The following is a 16,315-nucleotide window of genomic DNA, read 5'->3' on the forward strand; positions in this document are numbered from 1 at the left end:
CTCAGATCACCACTCGCGCACAGGAGGACTGTAGTGACGTATCAGCCGGACAACGGACCCAGCCGCGAATTGAACTCCGAGCATCACCCCCAGGACGATGCGCACACCATGCGCAATCACGCCGGTGAGGCGATCACCGACAGCCGGAACTGGCCGGGATACATCCTGATCGCCGCCGGAATCGCCGTGCTCGGTCTGACACTGGTCGCGGCCGGCTACGGATTCGAGGGCTGGGCGCTGATCGGTGGCATCGCCTGCGTCCTGTGCCTCGTCGTCGGCACGGGTCTCGTTCTCCTCGAACGGCGGCGCGTCAAGGCCCTCGAAGGCAAGGAACTGACCGAGCAGGAAGGGCATTGACAGATCCGAAGGTGGACCTTCACCAGTACCTCCAAGCCGCCCGCGACGCTCTGCTGTGGAAGCTTGACGGGCTGTCCGAATACGACACCCGTCGGCCGATGACCCCGACCGGCACGAACCTGCTGGGGTTGGTCAAACACCTGACGGGCGTCGAGATCGGCTACTTCGGCGAGACCTTCGGCCGATCCGTCGAATACCCACCGTGGGTGACCGACGCCGCCGAAGACAACGTGGACATGTGGGCGACCCCCGGCGAGTCACGCGAGTACATCGTCGGGCAGTACCGGACAGCGTGGGCGCACGCCGACCACACCATCCGGGCTCTACCCCTCGACGCGCCCGGCCGGGTGGCGCACTGGCCGGGCGACCACCGCGACGTCACCCTGCACCGGATTCTCGTGCACGTGATCGCCGAAACCCACCGGCACGCAGGGCACGCCGACATCGTCCGCGAACTCGTCGACGGCACGGTCGGCATGCGCGCGGACAACACCAACGTGCCCGCAGAAGACCGGATGTGGTGGGAGACCTACCGGACCCGTCTCGAACGTGCCGCACGCGAAGCCGGCCAGGGCTGATCGGGCGTCACCCGGCCGCCGGTTGAAGCGTCGTCGTGGTGACGACCGGCGTGGTGGTCGTCGGTGACTCCGATTCAGTGGTCGTGGTGGGTTCCGCCGCGGTGGTAGTCACCACGGATGTGTCCGGTGTTCCGGCGACGGCCTGAGGCGCCGACACCGAGGTCGTGGTTTCTGCGGCCACTTCCACAGCCGTCGTGGGTTCCGGTGACGTCGTCGTCGCGACCGTCGTCGTGGGGGTCGGCGAACTGCTGGTCGTGGTGGTCGCGCTGACCGGGTTGCCCGCCAACTGAGCCTTTTTCGCGCTGTCCGTGGTGGTGGGTGCGACCCGAGCCGCTTCCGTTTCCGTTTCCTTCGTGGAGGCAGAGGCAAGTTTCGCGGTCGACGCTTCCGCCGCGGCCGCGCGCGACTCGCCCTTCTCCGCCTCCTGCGCCAGGTGGGTCAACCACGCTGCGGCGTACTGGGCAGAAGTCAGCGGTTTCCCGCTGCCGGCATTCGCATCACGCCAGTAGTCGAAGTGATGGCCGGTCCCCTCCCCCAGCGTCTGCTGATACGGGTCGCTCATCGCCACCTGGATCGTGTTCTGATTGTCCGCGATGAACCCGATGATCTCGTTCCGCACCTTCGCAGGCAGGTAGACCAGGTCGACCGCCTGATTTGACGAGATCGGACCAGTTGACGTGTCCGATTGCGCCGCACCGCTATCGGGCTTGTACGCCGGATCCGACACCTTGATCAGAACGTCGAGGAAAGTCTCGTCGGACTGCATCCAATCGCCTTGCGACTGGATGTCCGCGAACGCGGCGAGGGCGATCTGCCCGAGCACCACCGCGAGATCCTGTCCCGTCGCGGGGGTCAGCCCATCCTTCTGCAGCGAGTCGACGTTCAGTTGCCGTCCCACGTTGATCGCGAGCTGCAGTAGCGCAATGTTCTCGGGTGCGGAGCAGGTCAGGTCGCCTTCCGAGCAGAACGATGCCACCTTCCCGTCCAGGGCACCGAAGCTGCCCGACGTGCTGGGCAACGCTCCCCGCCCGGACGTGCCCGGCTGCCCCGACTGGTAGGCAAGGTCGAAGCCGTCGGGATTGCGGAATTCGTTCTCCGAACCGGGAAATGGCCCTCCCCCGAGGTTGCGGCCGGCATCCGCCAGGATGACCACACCGACCACGGCCGCCGGATCGAGGATGTCGTACGAGCCGTCCCGGCCGTCCTGGTTGCCGACCTCCATCGCAACCCGCCGTGCCACATCGGCGCCCTCGCTGTAGCCGACGATCGAGAACTTCGTGTCCGGGCACGACGCGTGAATCGACCGCATCACGGTCTCGGTGTTGTCGACGCCGGCGTTCACGGCGTCCTCGTACGAGTTCATGTTGGCCGGATACTCGATGTAGACCGCGGCATATGACCCACCGCCGACGGATTGCTGCGGCGCATTCACCACCTCGTCGATCCATGGACTGCTGTAGTCGCTGGAGTACGACGCGGGAAGCCGTGTGCCATCGGGTGCCACGAGCATTCGGGTCCCGTCGCGCGGGGTGTCACCGCGGCCGGCGACGGCGATGCTGACCATGTCGTAGCACGCGTCCGAGGCCGCCGCCGTCAAGGCTGTCGCCGTCGTGGCCGGTGAACCCGGATTCGACCACGGAGTCGCGAGCAGCGCCGCCAGCCCCAACGCGCCGGGAGCGATCAGACTGCCTACGATCCTTCGTCGATGCGCGACCTTGCGTGCCGAAACGCGACGTTTCATGGTCTACCCCATCCGTTCGTAGCCCGTGTCGAAAACCCGGTAGGTGTCAACGCGTTAACAGACAAGTCGCACATTGCAGCAACGGCGTTACACGTCCGCCTCGGAAGGCGTCGTTCACGAGGCGCGGAGGTGTGTGATCAGAAGGGTCTCGACCGCCGAATCTCGGGCCGCGGCCGGGTCCGAGCACCACCGGCGGTCGACGATCGCCCGATCCGCGGCCGACAGACACGCTGTCTCCCGCACCAGCAGGGTGGCTCGCCATTCGTTCAGCCGACCGGTTTGCAGCAGAGCCAGGGTGTGCGGCATCTCGTGCACCAGCGCCTGCGCGAATCTGCGACGCGATACCCCGGTCCCGCTCCACCTGCGGTAAACCCCGCAGCCTTTTGCTCCGCGCGAGTACGGGTGGCGACGTCGTCGGTGATCACCGCCTGCGCCGCGTACCCGACCGACTTCAACCCCTCTGCGCTCAAGTGGTCGTTGCCGTTCTGGCAGAATTGATCGGACGTCGCGAGTCTTGCGACGTCGGTTCACGCCGCGTTGGTGCACGTCGGGAGGCGAACAATGCCGAATGGTCCTTCGGAGATGACGCATACCGGAGGCGACGCGCCCAGTGCCGTCTTCGCGAGGCTGGCCGAGATGGTCTACAACGGCGACGACTTCACTCAGGTCTACCAGGCCATCTGCGATGCCGCTGCCACTTTGGTTCCCGGGTGTGCCCACGCCAGCCTCATGCTGAAGGAGAACGATCGCCACGTCACCGTCGCCGCGAGCGATGACATCGCAGCCCAGGTCGACGCGCTCGAGCGAGCCGAGCAGGAGGGGCCCTGCCTCGATGCGATCGAGAACGACGCACCGCAGGTCGAGAGCGAGCTCGCCCGTTCGACGCAGTGGCCGCGCCTTGCCCGTCGGGCGATTGCCGAAACCCCGGTCCGGGGCGCTGCCGGTTTCCGGCTCATGATCCGTGGACGCAAGGTCGGCGCCCTCAATCTGTTCTCGGACAACGCCGGAGAATTCACCGACAAATCGATCGATCAGGCGATTCTGATCACGGCCTTCGCGGCGGTGACGCTGACAGCGCTCCACGAACATCAGGAAGCACAGACCTTGCGTGAGGGCCTGGCCAGCAACCGCGAGATCGGAAAAGCGATCGGACTGTTGATGGCCTTCCACGACATCTCCGAAGGAAGAGCATTCGACTTGCTGCGCAAGACGTCGCAGGACATGAACATCAAGCTCACGGGTGTCGCACGGGAAGTCATCGCGCATCACAATTCGAAGTTCGACTGACGAGACCTCCCCGCTCGACCACGTTGGCAATCGGTTGATGCCCATCTGCTGTAGACGTAATGTTTATCGCGCGTGGTTGAGAACACAGCCGCAGATTGTCCGGGGGCCGCAGCGGTGCGCGGTGGACAGATGTTGTGTGCGCTCCCGCTGCGGTCTCGGTGCCGTTGCGCTCCTTGCGGCGCACGGACTCGCACAGAGTGCCCGCGCGGCGCACGGACTCGCACAGAGTGCCCGCGATCGGAGGGTCATGAAACTGTTACGCACGTCGTTCCGGGTCACTCCCCGCACCGCGCGGGCCACCCGCCACCGCACTCGGAATGCGCACCCCAATAATAGTGGAGTGCGGATGGCCGTCGAATTCGCGCCGGACGCCACTGTGGGACGAGTTTCCGGCGACATCGACGTGCTCGCCGCACCTTCGTTCGCGCTCGCCCTCGCGCACCTGACCGACGGGACCCCGTCACGCATCATCGTCGACATGACCGCAGTCGACTTCGTCGGAACCTCGGGATTGTCGATACTGTCCGAGTTTGCGGAGTCTGCTCGGCGGCAGCACATTACCTGGGCGCTGGCGGGGAATCGAGCGGTGCTCCGGCCCGTCGAGGCCATCGGCCTCGACGCGATGATCCCCACGTGCCGCACGGTTCGCGACGCCTTCGACACGGTGGAGAAGATCGCACACGGCTGATCGGAGTCGACATGTCCGGGAGGCAGCCTCCTCGTGGGCATCCGACGGCAAGCGTCGCGGAGACCGTGCGTGTGCTTCTCGACACGGCCGGTCCGACGTACGTGTCCGAGTCGCACGTGACCTTGAAGGACACCCCGACGATTCTTTTTCAACTGCTGTCGCCGGCACACCGTCGCACGATCATCTCCGCACTCGGCAGAGCAGGTTACGTGCGCTATGACGGGAGCACGGCTACCCGGCTGCACGCCGCCGCGGTTCGAGTCGACGACGAGTACGGCGGTGACCTGCGCCGGCCGGCCCGCGCCTGTGATCAGGAGACCTCCGCCACTTCGTGAGGAAGTGCGCGCCGATACGTGCTGAGAGCCGGCGCCGGCACTACTACTCCGCTCGGACTGCCTTCGACTCGCGCTCGTCGTCCTCGCGGAACATTGCTTCGATGCGGTTCTTGATCTCGACCGTGCTCATCGAGCCACGGGAGGGGGCAGCGAAGCCGCGATTACGGGCTGAGGTGGGCCTGGAGAAGGTGTTCATGTGAAGTGCTTTCTGTCTTCTGCGCCGGCGAGTGCCGCGTGGTGGTCGAAGGGTGCGTCCGCGAGGCGGACGGTTAGATCAGGAGCGCGGCGAGTACTACAGCGGCGAGCACTGACACGGAGGTGGCGACGGCGACGAGGACGGATCCCGTCACGACGGCGGCCGGCGCAGTTGCGGTTGCCGCCGAGACAGAGGCGATGTATGCGATCGGACGGAGCGTGTGGCGGTGCGGCGGCTCCTCGGCAGAGGGCGGCGACATTGTGCGCTGGTCGTCCTGGTGCACCGTGGTGCGGGTCATGTGTTGGCGTACCCCGTCGTAGGAGCTGAGTGACGTGAGTCACAAACTTACGAGTATGTTGTACATCACAACAAGCCCCACGCGCCAGTCGGTGCTATCTGCACCATGTGCAGGCCGAAGGGATCATCGTCGAACGGTGGAGCAGTTGACCGTCCGTCACGGAAAGCGACGATCGAGAAAATCCGTGCAGGGATGTCGAGAAGCCGCGCGCGGCTTCGTCCCCGGAGTGAACACGGCCAGAATGGGCCGTACCGCACCAAGGAGAGCACGATGGCCAAGTACCTGCTGCTCGGGCACTACCGGGGCGCGCCCGCATCGGTCGACGACGTGGCCATGGACCAGTGGACGCCGGAGGAGATCTCCGCCTACGTGCAGTACATGAACGACTTCGCCGCTCGGCTCGAAAGCACCGGCGAGTTCGTCGACAGTCAGGCACTCTCCCCGGAGGGCACGTTCGTCCGCTACGACGGCGAGGGACGACCGCCGGTCACCGACGGCCCGTTCGCGGAGACCAAGGACCTGATCGCCGGCTGGATGGTGATCGACGTCGAGACCCACGAGCGGGCACTCGAGCTGGCCGGCGAGCTGTCCGCGGCCCCGGGTGCGGATGGTAAACCGATCCACGAATGGCTCGGGGTGCGCCCATTCCTGGCCGTCTCTCCCACCGCTACGGAGTGATGCACGGTGGACGACGCCCTTCTGCGGACCCTCACCCCCACCGTGATCGGCGTCCTCGTCCGTCGCGGGGCAGACTTCGCGGCGGCCGAGGACGCCGTGCAGGACGCTCTGATCGAGGCCGTGCGCGCGTGGCCGGACGACCCACCGCGCGACCCCAGGGGCTGGCTGGTCACCGTGGCCTGGCGCAAGTTCCTCGACGCCACCCGCTCCGATTCCTCGCGGCGGTACCGCGAGGCACGCGTCGATGCCGAGCCCTCCCCCGAACCTGGCGAGGCGGTGGACGACACACTCCAGCTGTACTTCCTGTGCGCGCACCCATCGCTGACACCTGCCTCGGCTGTCGCGCTCACGCTGCGCGCGGTCAGCGGCCTGACCACGCGTCAGATCGCGCAGGCCTACCTCGTGCCCGAGTCGACGATGGCCCAACGGATAAGCAGGGCCAAGCGGACCGTCTCGGACGTGCGGTTCAACCAGCCCGGAGACGTCGCCACGGTGTTGCGCGTGCTCTACCTGGTCTACAACGAGGGCTACGGCGGCAGTATCGATCTCGCCGCCGAGGCGATCCGGCTCACTCGCCAGCTGGCGGCCAAGACCGACCACGAGGAGGTCGCGGGCCTGCTCGCGCTCATGCTGCTCCACCACGCACGGCGCCCGGCGCGGACCCGCACCGACGGCAGCCTCGTGCCTCTTGCCGAGCAGGACCGCAGTCTGTGGGACACCCGCCTGATCGCCGAGGGCGTCGTCGTGCTCCAGTCGGCCCTCGACCGCGACCGACTGGGCGAGTTCCAGGCCCAAGCCGCCATCGCTGCGCTCCATGCCGACGCCCGGACGTCCGCGGAGACCGACTGGGTGCAGATCGTCGAGTGGTACGACGAACTGGTGCGCCTCACCGACAGCCCGGTGGCCCGCCTCAACCGGGCCGTCGCCGTCGGAGAGGCAGACGGCGCGAGGGCGGGCTTGGCCGCCCTGTCGGGGCTCGACCCCACCCTTCCCCGGTACTCCGCGGCCGCGGCGTACCTACATGAGCGTGACGGGGACCCGGTCACCGCAGCACAGCTCTACGCCGAAGCTGCCCGGTCGGCGCCCAACCTCCCCGAACGGGACCACCTCACGCGACAGGCCGCTCGGCTCAACGCTCAGCTGCGCAGTTGAGCAGCGACCACGCCACCGCTTAATAGCCGGTTAGGGGGTGATTGGCTCAAGAAAGGATCGGTGCTGGTTGTGGTGAGGACGGTTGGTTGATGCTGTGGCGACCCGCTTAATTCGGTAAATCACCGTGTTCCGTCACGGCCCGATTCAAGTATCGGCGATGGAACACTATCAAGGCCGATGACGGGATGGCTACATACGCGATTCCTGCTCACTGCCGACCGCTATTCGACTGACGACTGCCGGGCGTGCGGCTCCCCTCCCCCTGGCCGCTCGGCCGGCCCCGCAGCGTCCTCTCCCCTACCCCGGCATCGGCCTGAAGGCCTCAGCGTCTAAGCAGTCCGAACAGGTTTTGAACGAGTCGAGAGGTGCAGACAGCGTCCCACTACCCCGACGCCGTGCGGCGACCACCTGAATTCGGGTAATATCGGCGTTCCGTCCGAGCCAGAGTCTTACCCATCGAATTATTGGGAAACTGATGCGGCGATTTCCGACGAGCCTGCAGGAGTCGCAGATCGTGGGAATGCCACGAGCTGCTTACGTGTCCTCCCCCACACCAGGCACGCCCATGCCGCCGAGTCCACCACTCCCCCGCAGAACGCAACTACAGGCTTCAGAACCAGCCTTTACGCTTCGCCCAGACGAGTAGTGCCCCGGACATCGCGAGCATCACGAGCACGATCGCGGCAACCGAGAGCCATTGCGTCCGTTCGTTCACGATCACATTCATGCCGATGATCGAAGACAACGCCGTGATCGGCAACGTGACGGCCGCGATGACGGCGAGTCGCTCGGCGGCAATGGTCATTTTGGTGTTCGTGCGTGCCTGGTAGAACTCGATCGTGCCCTGGAGGTAGTCCTTCTGGCCCTTGGCCATCACGGTCAGATGCTGGAACTGGTCGACCGCGTCTAGGAGGAGGTCCTGCCCCTTGCCGGCGCCGAACGCCTCGATGGTGACCATGCGGCCGTAGACCTCTCGGCTCAGCGCGGCCATGGTGCCGACCGTGAGCAGACCGTGTCGGACCCGGAACATCTCGTCGAGAAAGGTTTCCGGATTACCGAGGTGCCCGCCGGTGACCTGTTGCTCGAGCTTCCACACGTCCTTGGTCAACTCGGCGGTGTACGCCCGCATCCGAGCCGTCAATGCGGCGAGCAATGCGAAGGACAACTCGAATGCGTTGCTCGGCTGCAACTTTCCCGACTTCAACCGGCCCAGCACCGCATTCACCTCGACCATTGCGGTCGCGGGATCGATCGCTGGATTCACCGGGCCGTGCACGGTGACCAGGTACCGGCCGCCGATGAACTGGTCCAGTTCGACGTAGTGCACGTGCCCGTGCGCTCCCGACTGCGGCGCGTGCAGAACCACGAAGAAGTGGTCCTCATACCTGTGCACCTTCGGCACCTGATTGCGGTTCATCGAATCCCGCACGGCGAGAGGATGGAAGCCGAAAATCGTGGTCAATGCGTCGTTCGCCTGCTCGTCCCAGGTCGGGACATCCACCCAGACCAATCCGTCGGGCCGGTCGAGCAACGCCCTCAGTTCTGTCACCGCACACGAACGCACATCGTCACGGGAGATGAAGCGGACGTCCATATCGGCCTCCTCTCCACGACGGACAGACCGTCTCCTCTGTCATAGCACCCACACGGGGTGTGCGAGGAGAGAGGAGACTGAGGGCGTGGTTGACGACAAAATTGCGCTGGTTGTGGTGGATGCTGCGAACGTCGTCGGCTCGCGACCCGACGGTTGGTGGCGTGATCGTGCCGGTGCGGCCCGACAATTGCTCGCCAAGCTCGGCACCCTCGAACAGCGCCTGGACCGGCCGGCCGAGGTGGTGGTCGTCCTCGAGGGCGCGGCGAAGGCCGCGGTCACCGGTGAGACCAACCCGGAATTCGAGGGTCTGCACGTGGTGTCGGCGCCCGGTTCGGGCGACGACGCGATCGTCGATGTGGTGGCCGCAGCCGCCGAGGAGGACGGCGACCGGCCGATCACCGTCGTCACCGCAGACCGAGAACTCCGCGACCGAGTCGAGGCGCTCGGGGCCACCACGATCGGTCCGCGCTGGCTCCTGGACCGCATCAACACCTAGCGGTGGTGCGGCGACCGCTTACCGTCGGGGGTGACCACGAGGTCGAGGATGCGGCTGCGGACCTTCCGCCGCACCAACCCCCACCGCCCGTGGTCGGCCAGGGCGGCACGGGCCGCGTTGTACCCACACATACCGTGGACGCCGCCGCCCGGATGGGCGGCCGAGCTGGCCAGGTACAGCCGGTCGATGGACGTGTAGGGCCCGGACGAACCTGGGGTCGGGCGGAAGACGAGCTGCTGGTACAGCTGGGCGGTGCCGCCGTTGACGGCGCCGCCGTGCAGGTTCGCGTTGCTCGCCTCGAGGTCACCCGGACGCTGCACATTGCGCCCCACCACCCGCTCGGCGAACCCCGGCGCATGCGATTCGAGCATCGCGTCCACTCGGTGCGCCAGCAACTCGGCCGATTCGTCGTCCGTGATTCCCCGCGGAAGATGCGTGTAAGCCCAGGCGCTTTCGGTTCCCTCGGGCGAACGGCTGGGGTCCGACGTCGTCATCTGACCGAACAGCAGGAACGGGTCTGTCGGGATCACGCCTGTGGTCAGGTCGGCCATCCACCGGACCAGTCCGTTGTCGTCGGCGCCCAGATGCACCGTTCCGGCGGATTCGAGGCTCCGCGACCGCCACGGAATCTTGCGGTCGAGAGCGTAGTTCACCTTGACGACGGGGGTATCCCACTCGAACTTCTCGAGGTCTGCACGGACACCGGCGGGGACCACGGAGGAATCCAGCAGCCGTCCGTAGAGTGCGGGCGCGGAGACATCGGCGAGCACCGCGCGCTTGACCAGATAACGGTCGCCGCCCGCCGTCCGAACCTCTGTCGCCACTCCCCCGGTTGCCTCGATCGACGTCACCTCCTCGCCGCACCGAATTTCCGCGCCGTTTCGTCTCGCTCGTTCCGCCATTGCGGCGGAGAGGGCGCCGGCCCCACCGACCGGGACGACGTACCCGTCGTCCTGCGCGAGCATGGTCAGGAGATATCCCATGACTCCGCTCCCCGGTGCGTCGACCGGTGTGTCGGCGTGCATTGCGTTGCCCAGCAACAGCACCCGGGCGGATTCGCCGTCGAACAACTCGTGCGTCATCCGGCGTGCGGGCAGCATGAGGAAGCGGACGAGCCGGAGGGCTTCCGCGGTGCCGAGCTGCGACAACAGTCGCCGCGGTCCACGGACGGGAGGAAACGGGCTGAACAGGGTGTCGAGGAACGGTTCCTTCACGTCCTTCCACTGCTCGAAGAGCCGGAGCCACGCCTGTCCGTCCCCCGGTTGCCTGCGCTCGAGGTCGGCGGCGGTGTCGGTCGGATCCCGGTGGATCAGTGGGGCATCGTCGTCGTGCGGGTGCCTGGGGTGCCCGACCGCGGCGGGCGCCTGACTCCATCGCAGACCGACACCTTCGAGGTCGAGGTGCCGGATCGCCGGCGACACCGCAGCCAGGGGATAGAACGCACTGAACAGGTCGGTGCGGAAACCAGGGAAGAGCTCGGCCGACCTGACGGCGCCACCCGGTTCGGGTTGTTGTTCGAGAAGTACGACGTCCCAGCCGGCCTCCGCCAGGGTGGCCGTTGCGGCGAGACCATTGGGCCCGGCCCCGATGACGACGGCGTCGACAGTCCGCACTGTCACGGCGTCAGGGTTTCGTGTTTCGCTCGGCCAGGAACGAGAGCCGGCGTAGACATTCCAGGTTGCGCGGGAGGACCGCGAGGTCTTGCGCCGTCTGCGGAACCCACTTCAACGGTACGGAGGCTGCTGCCTCCGACATGCGGAGGTGGCAGCCGGATTCACGCGGCTCGAGTCGCAGTCGCACGACAGCCTTCGTGGGCGTCACCTGGGCGAGCAGCCGAAGTTCACGATTCTCTTCGGCGAAGAGGACCTCGGTGGAGTCGTCGATCAACGCGGGCCAGGCGCCGACGGAATGGTGCAGACGGCTCCCGACGGCGGGCCATTCGGCGGAGACGGCACGCATGCGTGACGCCCCGACCACCCAGGACGGGTACAGCCACCCGTTGGCGAGAACGGACCACACGTCCGACACCGACGCCGACGTGTCGTGTTGTGCCTCGATGACGACCACTCCTTCGAATGAGTACCTGACGGACTCTCCGCGCTTACCCACGTTCACCACATCGAAAACTGTGGTTTGCTCGAGCCTATGTCTGCGAAATCCCCGTCCACCGCCCGAGCAGTGCTGTTCGACGTCGACGGCACCCTGGTGGACTCCAACTACCTGCACGTGCGAGCGTGGCAGCGGGCCTTCCGGGAGGTCGGGCACGACGTGGACGCGTGGCGGGTGCACCGTGCGATCGGACTGGATTCGTCGCTTCTCCTGCAATCGCTTCTCGGTGACGACGCGGACGAGCTCGGGGACCGCGCGAAGGATCTCCACACGACGTACTACCTCGGCGCGCGGGACAGCATGCGGCCGCTGTCCGGGGCACGGGAACTGATCCGGGAACTGCACGGGCGCGGTGTGCAGGTCGTCCTCGCCACTTCCGCCCCCGAGGAGGAACTCGACGTGCTGCGGGAGATCTTGTCGGTCGACTCGTACATCGCTCACACGACGTCGTCCGAGGACGTCGATCAGGCCAAGCCGGATCCTGGGGTGGTTCGCGCCGCGATGGACCGCGCGTCCACGTCGCCGGGCACTGCCGTGATGGTGGGCGACGCCGTGTGGGACGGCAAGGCGGCCTCGCGGGCCGGCGTCACCTTCGTCGGACTCCTCAGTGGGGGCATTTCCCGCGCCGACTTGACGGAGGCCGGCGCGGCGGCGGTGTTCGAGGACGCACAGGACCTTCTGGACAACCTCGAGTCCAGTCCGCTGGCGAAGCTGCTGGTGTCCTAGACGCCGCGCGACGACCACGCCTGCGCAATCTCGGGATACGCCTCGGCGATCTCGTCGACACGCTCGTCGGTCGCGGTGTCCATCTCGGCCCGGTGGCGCTGCGCTGTGACCAACGGACCCTCCGATCCCGCGGATCCCGAACCACCGGCAGGCGCGTCCGCCTCCCATTCGTGGATCACTTCGTCGAGGCGTAGTGCGACAAATTCCTTCTTGCTCTCGGCCATCATCGGTTCCTTAGTTGCGTTCGCAGGCGGCGTGCGCTCAGTGCTGCGCTCCTACGCCCTCGCCGGCCGCGAACCGCGATTCCGAATCGGTGACCAGTCCGATCGACACGAGTGGGCGGGGGAAGAGCAGATCGGTGAGATAGGCGAGGGCGACCGCCCAGCGATTGGCCGTGTTCGGCATGGCGTACAGGTGGTAGGCGCGCGTGACCACCTTCGCGAGGAACCCCGACAGCTGGATGCCGAGAGGGTTCGCGACGGCGAACCCGGGGCCGAGATCCACGACGAGACCCATGTCGCGGTGGCCGTACGGTTTCGGGTCGCCGACGCCCAGGCTGGCCGCGACGTTACGGGCCAGGGTCTGCCCTTGCCGGACGGCGTGCTGGGCGGTGGGTGGGGTGATCGACCCGCTGTTCCTCGGATCGGGAACAGCCGCGGCGTCGCCGCCCGCGAAGACGTCGGGATGCCCGTCCACCGAGAGGTCGGGGCGGACCGTCAACCTTCCCTTCTCGGTGGGTAATCCGAGCGTGTCGATGAGCGGGCTTGCGGTCACGCCCGTCACCCAGGCGACGGTGCGGGTGGGGATCACGGTGCCGTCGTCGAGCGTGACGTGTTCGGGTCCGAGTTCGGTCAGCGTGGTTTCCAGTCGCACGTCGATGCCGCGGGAGCGCAGCACGTCCAACACCTTGCCGCCCAGCTTCTCGCCCACCTCCGGCATCACCGTGTCGGCGGCGTCGAGCAGCAGGAACCGGATCTTCGCGGGGTCGAGGTTTCGCCGCGCGGCCGCCTCGTCGGCGAGGGCGCGCAGTTGGGCGGTGAGTTCCGTGCCCGCGTAGGACGCCCCCACCACGACGACCGTCCGGCGGGCGTCGGCGACCGAAGGGTCGGTGTCCCGCTCTGCGAGTTCGATCTGGGTGAGCAGCTGGTCGCGGAAGTACAGCGCCTCGGCCGGCGTCTTGAGTCCCCTGGCGTGCTCGGCGAGACCGGGAATGTCGAACAGGCGGGTCACCGACCCCGGGGTGAGCACCACCCGGTCCCAGGCCACGTCCTCGACACCGTGCTCGCAGTCGGTCACGTGCACGGTGCGGGCCTCGAAGTCGACGGAATCGACGTTGCCCTTCACCAGTTCGACGTTCGGCAGCGCCTCGGCCAGCGGAACCGTGACGAACCGTGCGTCCAGGATTCCGCCCGCCACCTCGGGCAGGAGCGGTGTGTAGAGCATGTAGTCGTGCGCCGAGATCAGGGTGATGCGGGTATCGGTCCCCCGGAGGCGACGCGTGAGAGCGCGTGCGCATTCGAATCCGGCGAAGCCGCTTCCCACCACGACGATGCGAGTTGGCTCTCCAGCTGATTCGTTGGTCATACAGAACACTGTCCCCAACCCGGCGTCGAACCAAACAACACCGGCGGCGCGGCATCGCGGTGTGAGGACGGCGAATACGGGTACTCGCCGTACGAGAGCGATCGACGGGATCGACGGGATCGAATGCGAAGGGCGGGAACATGAGTGCCGTGTCGAAGGCAATGTACAAACCGTTGGCGCTGGCCGCGAGTGTCGCCGGCGGAATCGCGGCAAGCGCGCTCTTCGGTCAGGTGTGGAAGCGCGTCGCCGGCGAAGCCGAGGCTCCCGACCCCAAGGATCTCTCACGCAGCACCCGCGAGGTGCTGATCGCGGCGGCCGTGCAGGGCACCGTATTCGGCCTGGTCAAGGCAGCGGTAGACCGTGCAGGCGCGCAGGGATACCGGAAGCTGGCCCACGACGACCCCCGGTAGATCGAGGCAGTTGTCACAGAACACCCCTAGGCTGAGCCGATGCGTACTCGTTTCGCGGAGAATCTCGACAGCCTGTCCGGCGATCTGGCCTCCATGTGCCGGCTGTCCGTTACCGCGATGTCGGAGGCGAGCGACGCACTGCTGCAGGCAGACCTCGAGCTCGCCGATCACGTCATCGATGTGAGCGGCGAGCTCGACGATGCCGCGGCGCACTGGGAGAAGCGTGCCTTCGCCCTGCTGGCGCTGCAGGCGCCGGTCGCGCACGACCTCCGGTTCATGGTCGGCGGCCTCCACATCTCCGCGGATCTGCACCGCATGGGCGGTCTCGCGGTGCACATCGCGAAGATCGCGCGCCGACGGCATCCCGACCACGTCGTTCCCGACGAAGTCTTGGGCGTGTTCACCGAGATGGGCGCCGTCGCCGTCGCGCAGGCGAAGGAAACCGAGCAGGTTCTGCAGCACCGTGATCCCGAGCGCGCACGCGGTTTGCTGACGGCGGACGAGGCGATGGACGATCTCCATCGGAGCCTGTTCACGATCACCCAGGCCGAGGACTGGCCGCACGGTGTCCAGTCGGCCGTCGACATCACCCTGCTCGGCCGTTTCTACGAGCGGTTCTGCGACCACACGGTGGAGATCGGCAGGCGCGTCATCTTCCTCGAGACGGGCAGCCTGCCCGAACAGTGAGTGCGACGCCCGGTCAGCTCAACCCTTCCGCCGCGGCCACCGAGGGCACCGGACCCCGGGTGTAGACGTCGAGGTGGAAGTCCGCGTCCTGGTACGACCCGGCACGGTGGAGGCCGTCCGTCGCGGCGACCGTCTCGTGCACCGCGCGGCCGGTCTGCGGGTACTCGGGTACCGGATGCTGCCAGTGGACCGCCACGAGGGTGCCACCGACTTCCAGGGCGTCGACAGCACGTCCGAGCGTGGTGGCGAGGTCGGCGGGTGTCAGGTAATACAGCACCTCACTGAGCACGACGAGGTCGAAGGCGCCGGGTGGCCACGGGTCGAGCAGCGATGCCCGGCCGAGTTCCACCCGGTCGGCCACTCCTTCGCGCCGCAGACGGTCCCGTGCGCTCTCCAGGGCGCGCGGAACCACATCCGTTGCGACGACTCGGTCGCAACGCCGCGCCAGGTGCACCGTGAGGACGCCGATCGAACACCCCGGTTCGAACGCCCGCCGATAGTGCGGACGGGGCAGGGCCGCGAGAGTGAGCGCGTACTTGCGGCGCTCGTACCACCGCTCGTCGAAGCCCCACGGGTCCGCCGATTCCGCGTACATCGTCTCGAAGTAGCCGGGATCCATTGCGCTCACCACAGCGCCCATTCCGTTGTCCGCATCAGTCTCGCGAGCACCCACGGCGGGAGGATCGCGGCGTCCCGCGGGTCCTCGGACAGCGGGAGGATCTGGGTCCGGAATTCGTCGACGGCACCGCGTTTGCGTGCCAGGATCTCGGCGGCCGGGGTCAGCACGCGTATCCGGTTCCAGGGCACCGCCGGATCGGCGGGCCGGGCCCAGTGCCACATCCAGACCGGATATTCGATCAGTCGGTGACCGGTGATCGAACATGCTGCTGCTGCAGCTCGTCCGGTGGCTTCGTGATCGGGATGGCCGTCGTCTCGCCAGGTCGCGAGCACCCACACTCTCTCCCCCGCCCCGGAGGTCGCGGTGAGCACGTCGACGAGGCGGGTGGTGAGTTCGTGCTCGTGCGCGCTCACTCCGCCGTCCGGTATTCCGAGTCGCAGTGGTTCGCCGACACCCAACAGTGCTGTCGCCCGGGTCGATTCCGCGATCCGTGCGACGGCCAGCGCGTCGGGCGACAGGGTCGGCGAGTCCGGGTGGGACGCCGCACCGTCCGTCACCGCCACCACCACGACGGGTATGCCGGCGGCCGCGGCGGTGGCCATCAGCGCGCCCACGCCGAGTACCTCGTCGTCGGGATGTGGTGCGACGACGACCAACCGGTCGCATTCCGCGAGTGGTACCGGCAGGAAACGGGTGGACTCGAGCCACGACTGCCATTCGTCCTCCGGTGTGCCGCGCGCGGCCACGGAGATCTCCCGGAATCTGGTGCCGTTGTCCACT

The 16,315-nt window shown here is 67.1% G+C and carries 21 protein-coding genes and 1 pseudogene; 11 read left to right on the forward strand and 11 right to left on the reverse strand.

The genetic code is table 11. The annotated features are described in order from the left end of the window. Window positions 1-33 precede the first annotated feature (33 nt). Both PSR88_RS00470 and PSR88_RS00475 read left to right on the forward strand, forming a co-directional pair. Entirely contained in the window at window positions 34-357 is a 324-nt protein-coding gene (locus PSR88_RS00470; RefSeq protein WP_016884243.1) for a membrane protein, read from the forward strand. Continuing rightward, window positions 354-935 (forward strand): DinB family protein, encoded by a 582-nt coding sequence (locus tag PSR88_RS00475; protein WP_029539654.1) that lies wholly within the window; start codon window positions 354-356, stop codon window positions 933-935. Before PSR88_RS00470 ends, PSR88_RS00475 begins: the two co-directional genes overlap by 4 nt. A 7-nt stretch (window positions 936-942) precedes the next feature. Here the strand turns inward: PSR88_RS00475 and PSR88_RS00480 are convergent, their stop codons facing one another. Both PSR88_RS00480 and PSR88_RS00485 read right to left on the reverse strand, forming a co-directional pair. Next, a complete protein-coding gene (locus PSR88_RS00480; protein WP_016884241.1) occupies window positions 943-2,676 on the reverse strand; it encodes a cutinase family protein in 1,734 nt (577 codons plus the stop codon). Window positions 2,677-2,847: 171 nt separating this feature from the next. Next, window positions 2,848-3,146, reverse strand: a pseudogene (locus PSR88_RS00485) (HNH endonuclease); the annotation flags it as partial. Between the two features lie 91 nt (window positions 3,147-3,237). Between PSR88_RS00485 and PSR88_RS00490 the strand changes: the two are divergent. The 3 genes from PSR88_RS00490 to PSR88_RS00500 all read left to right on the forward strand — a co-directional run bounded on the left by PSR88_RS00490 (window position 3,238) and on the right by PSR88_RS00500 (window position 4,986). Beyond that, window positions 3,238-3,963 (forward strand): GAF and ANTAR domain-containing protein, encoded by a 726-nt coding sequence (locus PSR88_RS00490; RefSeq protein WP_016884238.1) that lies wholly within the window; start codon window positions 3,238-3,240, stop codon window positions 3,961-3,963. Window positions 3,964-4,210: 247 nt separating this feature from the next. Beyond that, window positions 4,211-4,651, forward strand: coding sequence for an STAS domain-containing protein (locus PSR88_RS00495; protein ID WP_237724183.1), 441 nt, complete (start codon window positions 4,211-4,213; stop codon window positions 4,649-4,651). 11 nt (window positions 4,652-4,662) lie between these two features. Then, window positions 4,663-4,986, forward strand: a complete 324-nt coding sequence (locus PSR88_RS00500; RefSeq protein WP_029539653.1) for a hypothetical protein — start codon at window positions 4,663-4,665, stop codon at window positions 4,984-4,986. Between the two features lie 43 nt (window positions 4,987-5,029). Here the strand turns inward: PSR88_RS00500 and PSR88_RS00505 are convergent, their stop codons facing one another. Next, window positions 5,030-5,182, reverse strand: a complete 153-nt coding sequence (locus PSR88_RS00505) for a hypothetical protein (RefSeq protein ID WP_157180196.1) — start codon at window positions 5,180-5,182, stop codon at window positions 5,030-5,032. Between the two features lie 73 nt (window positions 5,183-5,255). Next, window positions 5,256-5,480 (reverse strand): hypothetical protein, encoded by a 225-nt coding sequence (locus PSR88_RS00510; protein ID WP_009472660.1) that lies wholly within the window; start codon window positions 5,478-5,480, stop codon window positions 5,256-5,258. A gap of 270 nt (window positions 5,481-5,750) precedes the next feature. Between PSR88_RS00510 and PSR88_RS00515 the strand changes: the two genes are divergently transcribed. Continuing rightward, entirely contained in the window at window positions 5,751-6,158 is a 408-nt protein-coding gene (locus tag PSR88_RS00515) for a YciI family protein (RefSeq protein WP_029539652.1), read from the forward strand. A gap of 6 nt (window positions 6,159-6,164) precedes the next feature. Next, window positions 6,165-7,310 carry an RNA polymerase sigma factor gene (locus PSR88_RS00520; protein ID WP_011593438.1) on the forward strand — a complete coding sequence of 382 codons (1,146 nt, stop codon included), beginning with the start codon at window positions 6,165-6,167 and terminating at the stop codon, window positions 7,308-7,310. Window positions 7,311-7,920: 610 nt separating this feature from the next. Here PSR88_RS00520 and PSR88_RS00525 read toward each other — a convergent pair. Next, the gene (locus tag PSR88_RS00525; protein WP_016884234.1) at window positions 7,921-8,904 is read right to left on the reverse strand and encodes a magnesium transporter CorA family protein; all 984 of its coding nucleotides are present in this window, start codon (window positions 8,902-8,904) and stop codon (window positions 7,921-7,923) included. Window positions 8,905-8,989: 85 nt separating this feature from the next. On the opposite strand from PSR88_RS00525, the gene PSR88_RS00530 reads away from it, so the two are divergent. Beyond that, window positions 8,990-9,400 (forward strand): NYN domain-containing protein, encoded by a 411-nt coding sequence (locus PSR88_RS00530; RefSeq protein WP_011593445.1) that lies wholly within the window; start codon window positions 8,990-8,992, stop codon window positions 9,398-9,400. Here PSR88_RS00530 and PSR88_RS00535 read toward each other — a convergent pair. Together PSR88_RS00535 and PSR88_RS00540 are read right to left on the reverse strand one after the other, a co-directional pair. After that, window positions 9,397-11,019: a phytoene desaturase family protein gene (locus tag PSR88_RS00535; RefSeq protein WP_016884233.1), complete on the reverse strand. Its 1,623-nt coding sequence runs from the start codon at window positions 11,017-11,019 to the stop codon at window positions 9,397-9,399. The two genes, PSR88_RS00530 and PSR88_RS00535, sit on opposite strands and share 4 nt — an antisense overlap. 4 nt (window positions 11,020-11,023) lie before the next feature. After that, window positions 11,024-11,467 carry an SRPBCC family protein gene (locus PSR88_RS00540; RefSeq protein ID WP_016884232.1) on the reverse strand — a complete coding sequence of 148 codons (444 nt, stop codon included), beginning with the start codon at window positions 11,465-11,467 and terminating at the stop codon, window positions 11,024-11,026. Between the two features lie 78 nt (window positions 11,468-11,545). On the opposite strand from PSR88_RS00540, the gene PSR88_RS00545 reads away from it, so the two are divergent. Next, complete coding sequence (locus tag PSR88_RS00545) at window positions 11,546-12,235, forward strand: HAD family hydrolase (RefSeq protein ID WP_016884231.1); 690 nt, start codon at window positions 11,546-11,548, stop codon at window positions 12,233-12,235. Here PSR88_RS00545 and PSR88_RS00550 read toward each other — a convergent pair. Both PSR88_RS00550 and PSR88_RS00555 read right to left on the reverse strand, forming a co-directional pair. Continuing rightward, a complete protein-coding gene (locus tag PSR88_RS00550) occupies window positions 12,232-12,459 on the reverse strand; it encodes a hypothetical protein (protein ID WP_029539651.1) in 228 nt (75 codons plus the stop codon). The genes PSR88_RS00545 and PSR88_RS00550 overlap by 4 nt on opposite strands. Before the next feature lie 37 nt (window positions 12,460-12,496). Continuing rightward, window positions 12,497-13,819 carry an NAD(P)/FAD-dependent oxidoreductase gene (locus tag PSR88_RS00555; protein WP_011593447.1) on the reverse strand — a complete coding sequence of 441 codons (1,323 nt, stop codon included), beginning with the start codon at window positions 13,817-13,819 and terminating at the stop codon, window positions 12,497-12,499. 140 nt (window positions 13,820-13,959) lie between these two features. On the opposite strand from PSR88_RS00555, the gene PSR88_RS00560 reads away from it, so the two are divergent. Next, window positions 13,960-14,229, forward strand: coding sequence for a DUF4235 domain-containing protein (locus tag PSR88_RS00560; protein ID WP_011593448.1), 270 nt, complete (start codon window positions 13,960-13,962; stop codon window positions 14,227-14,229). Window positions 14,230-14,268: 39 nt separating this feature from the next. Then, a complete protein-coding gene (phoU, locus tag PSR88_RS00565; protein WP_016884229.1) occupies window positions 14,269-14,916 on the forward strand; it encodes a phosphate signaling complex protein PhoU in 648 nt (215 codons plus the stop codon). A 13-nt stretch (window positions 14,917-14,929) separates the two neighbouring features. Here the strand turns inward: phoU and PSR88_RS00570 are convergent, their stop codons facing one another. Both PSR88_RS00570 and PSR88_RS00575 read right to left on the reverse strand, forming a co-directional pair. Then, entirely contained in the window at window positions 14,930-15,547 is a 618-nt protein-coding gene (locus PSR88_RS00570) for a class I SAM-dependent DNA methyltransferase (RefSeq protein WP_009472673.1), read from the reverse strand. Beyond that, entirely contained in the window at window positions 15,541-16,314 is a 774-nt protein-coding gene (locus PSR88_RS00575; protein ID WP_016884228.1) for a PIG-L deacetylase family protein, read from the reverse strand. The genes PSR88_RS00570 and PSR88_RS00575 overlap by 7 nt, the downstream gene beginning before the upstream one ends. Window position 16,315 lies beyond the last annotated feature (1 nt).

It is taken from the genome of Rhodococcus sp. DK176, assembly GCF_038447315.2.
In the GTDB taxonomy this organism is placed as follows: domain Bacteria; phylum Actinomycetota; class Actinomycetes; order Mycobacteriales; family Mycobacteriaceae; genus Rhodococcus_F; species Rhodococcus_F jostii_A.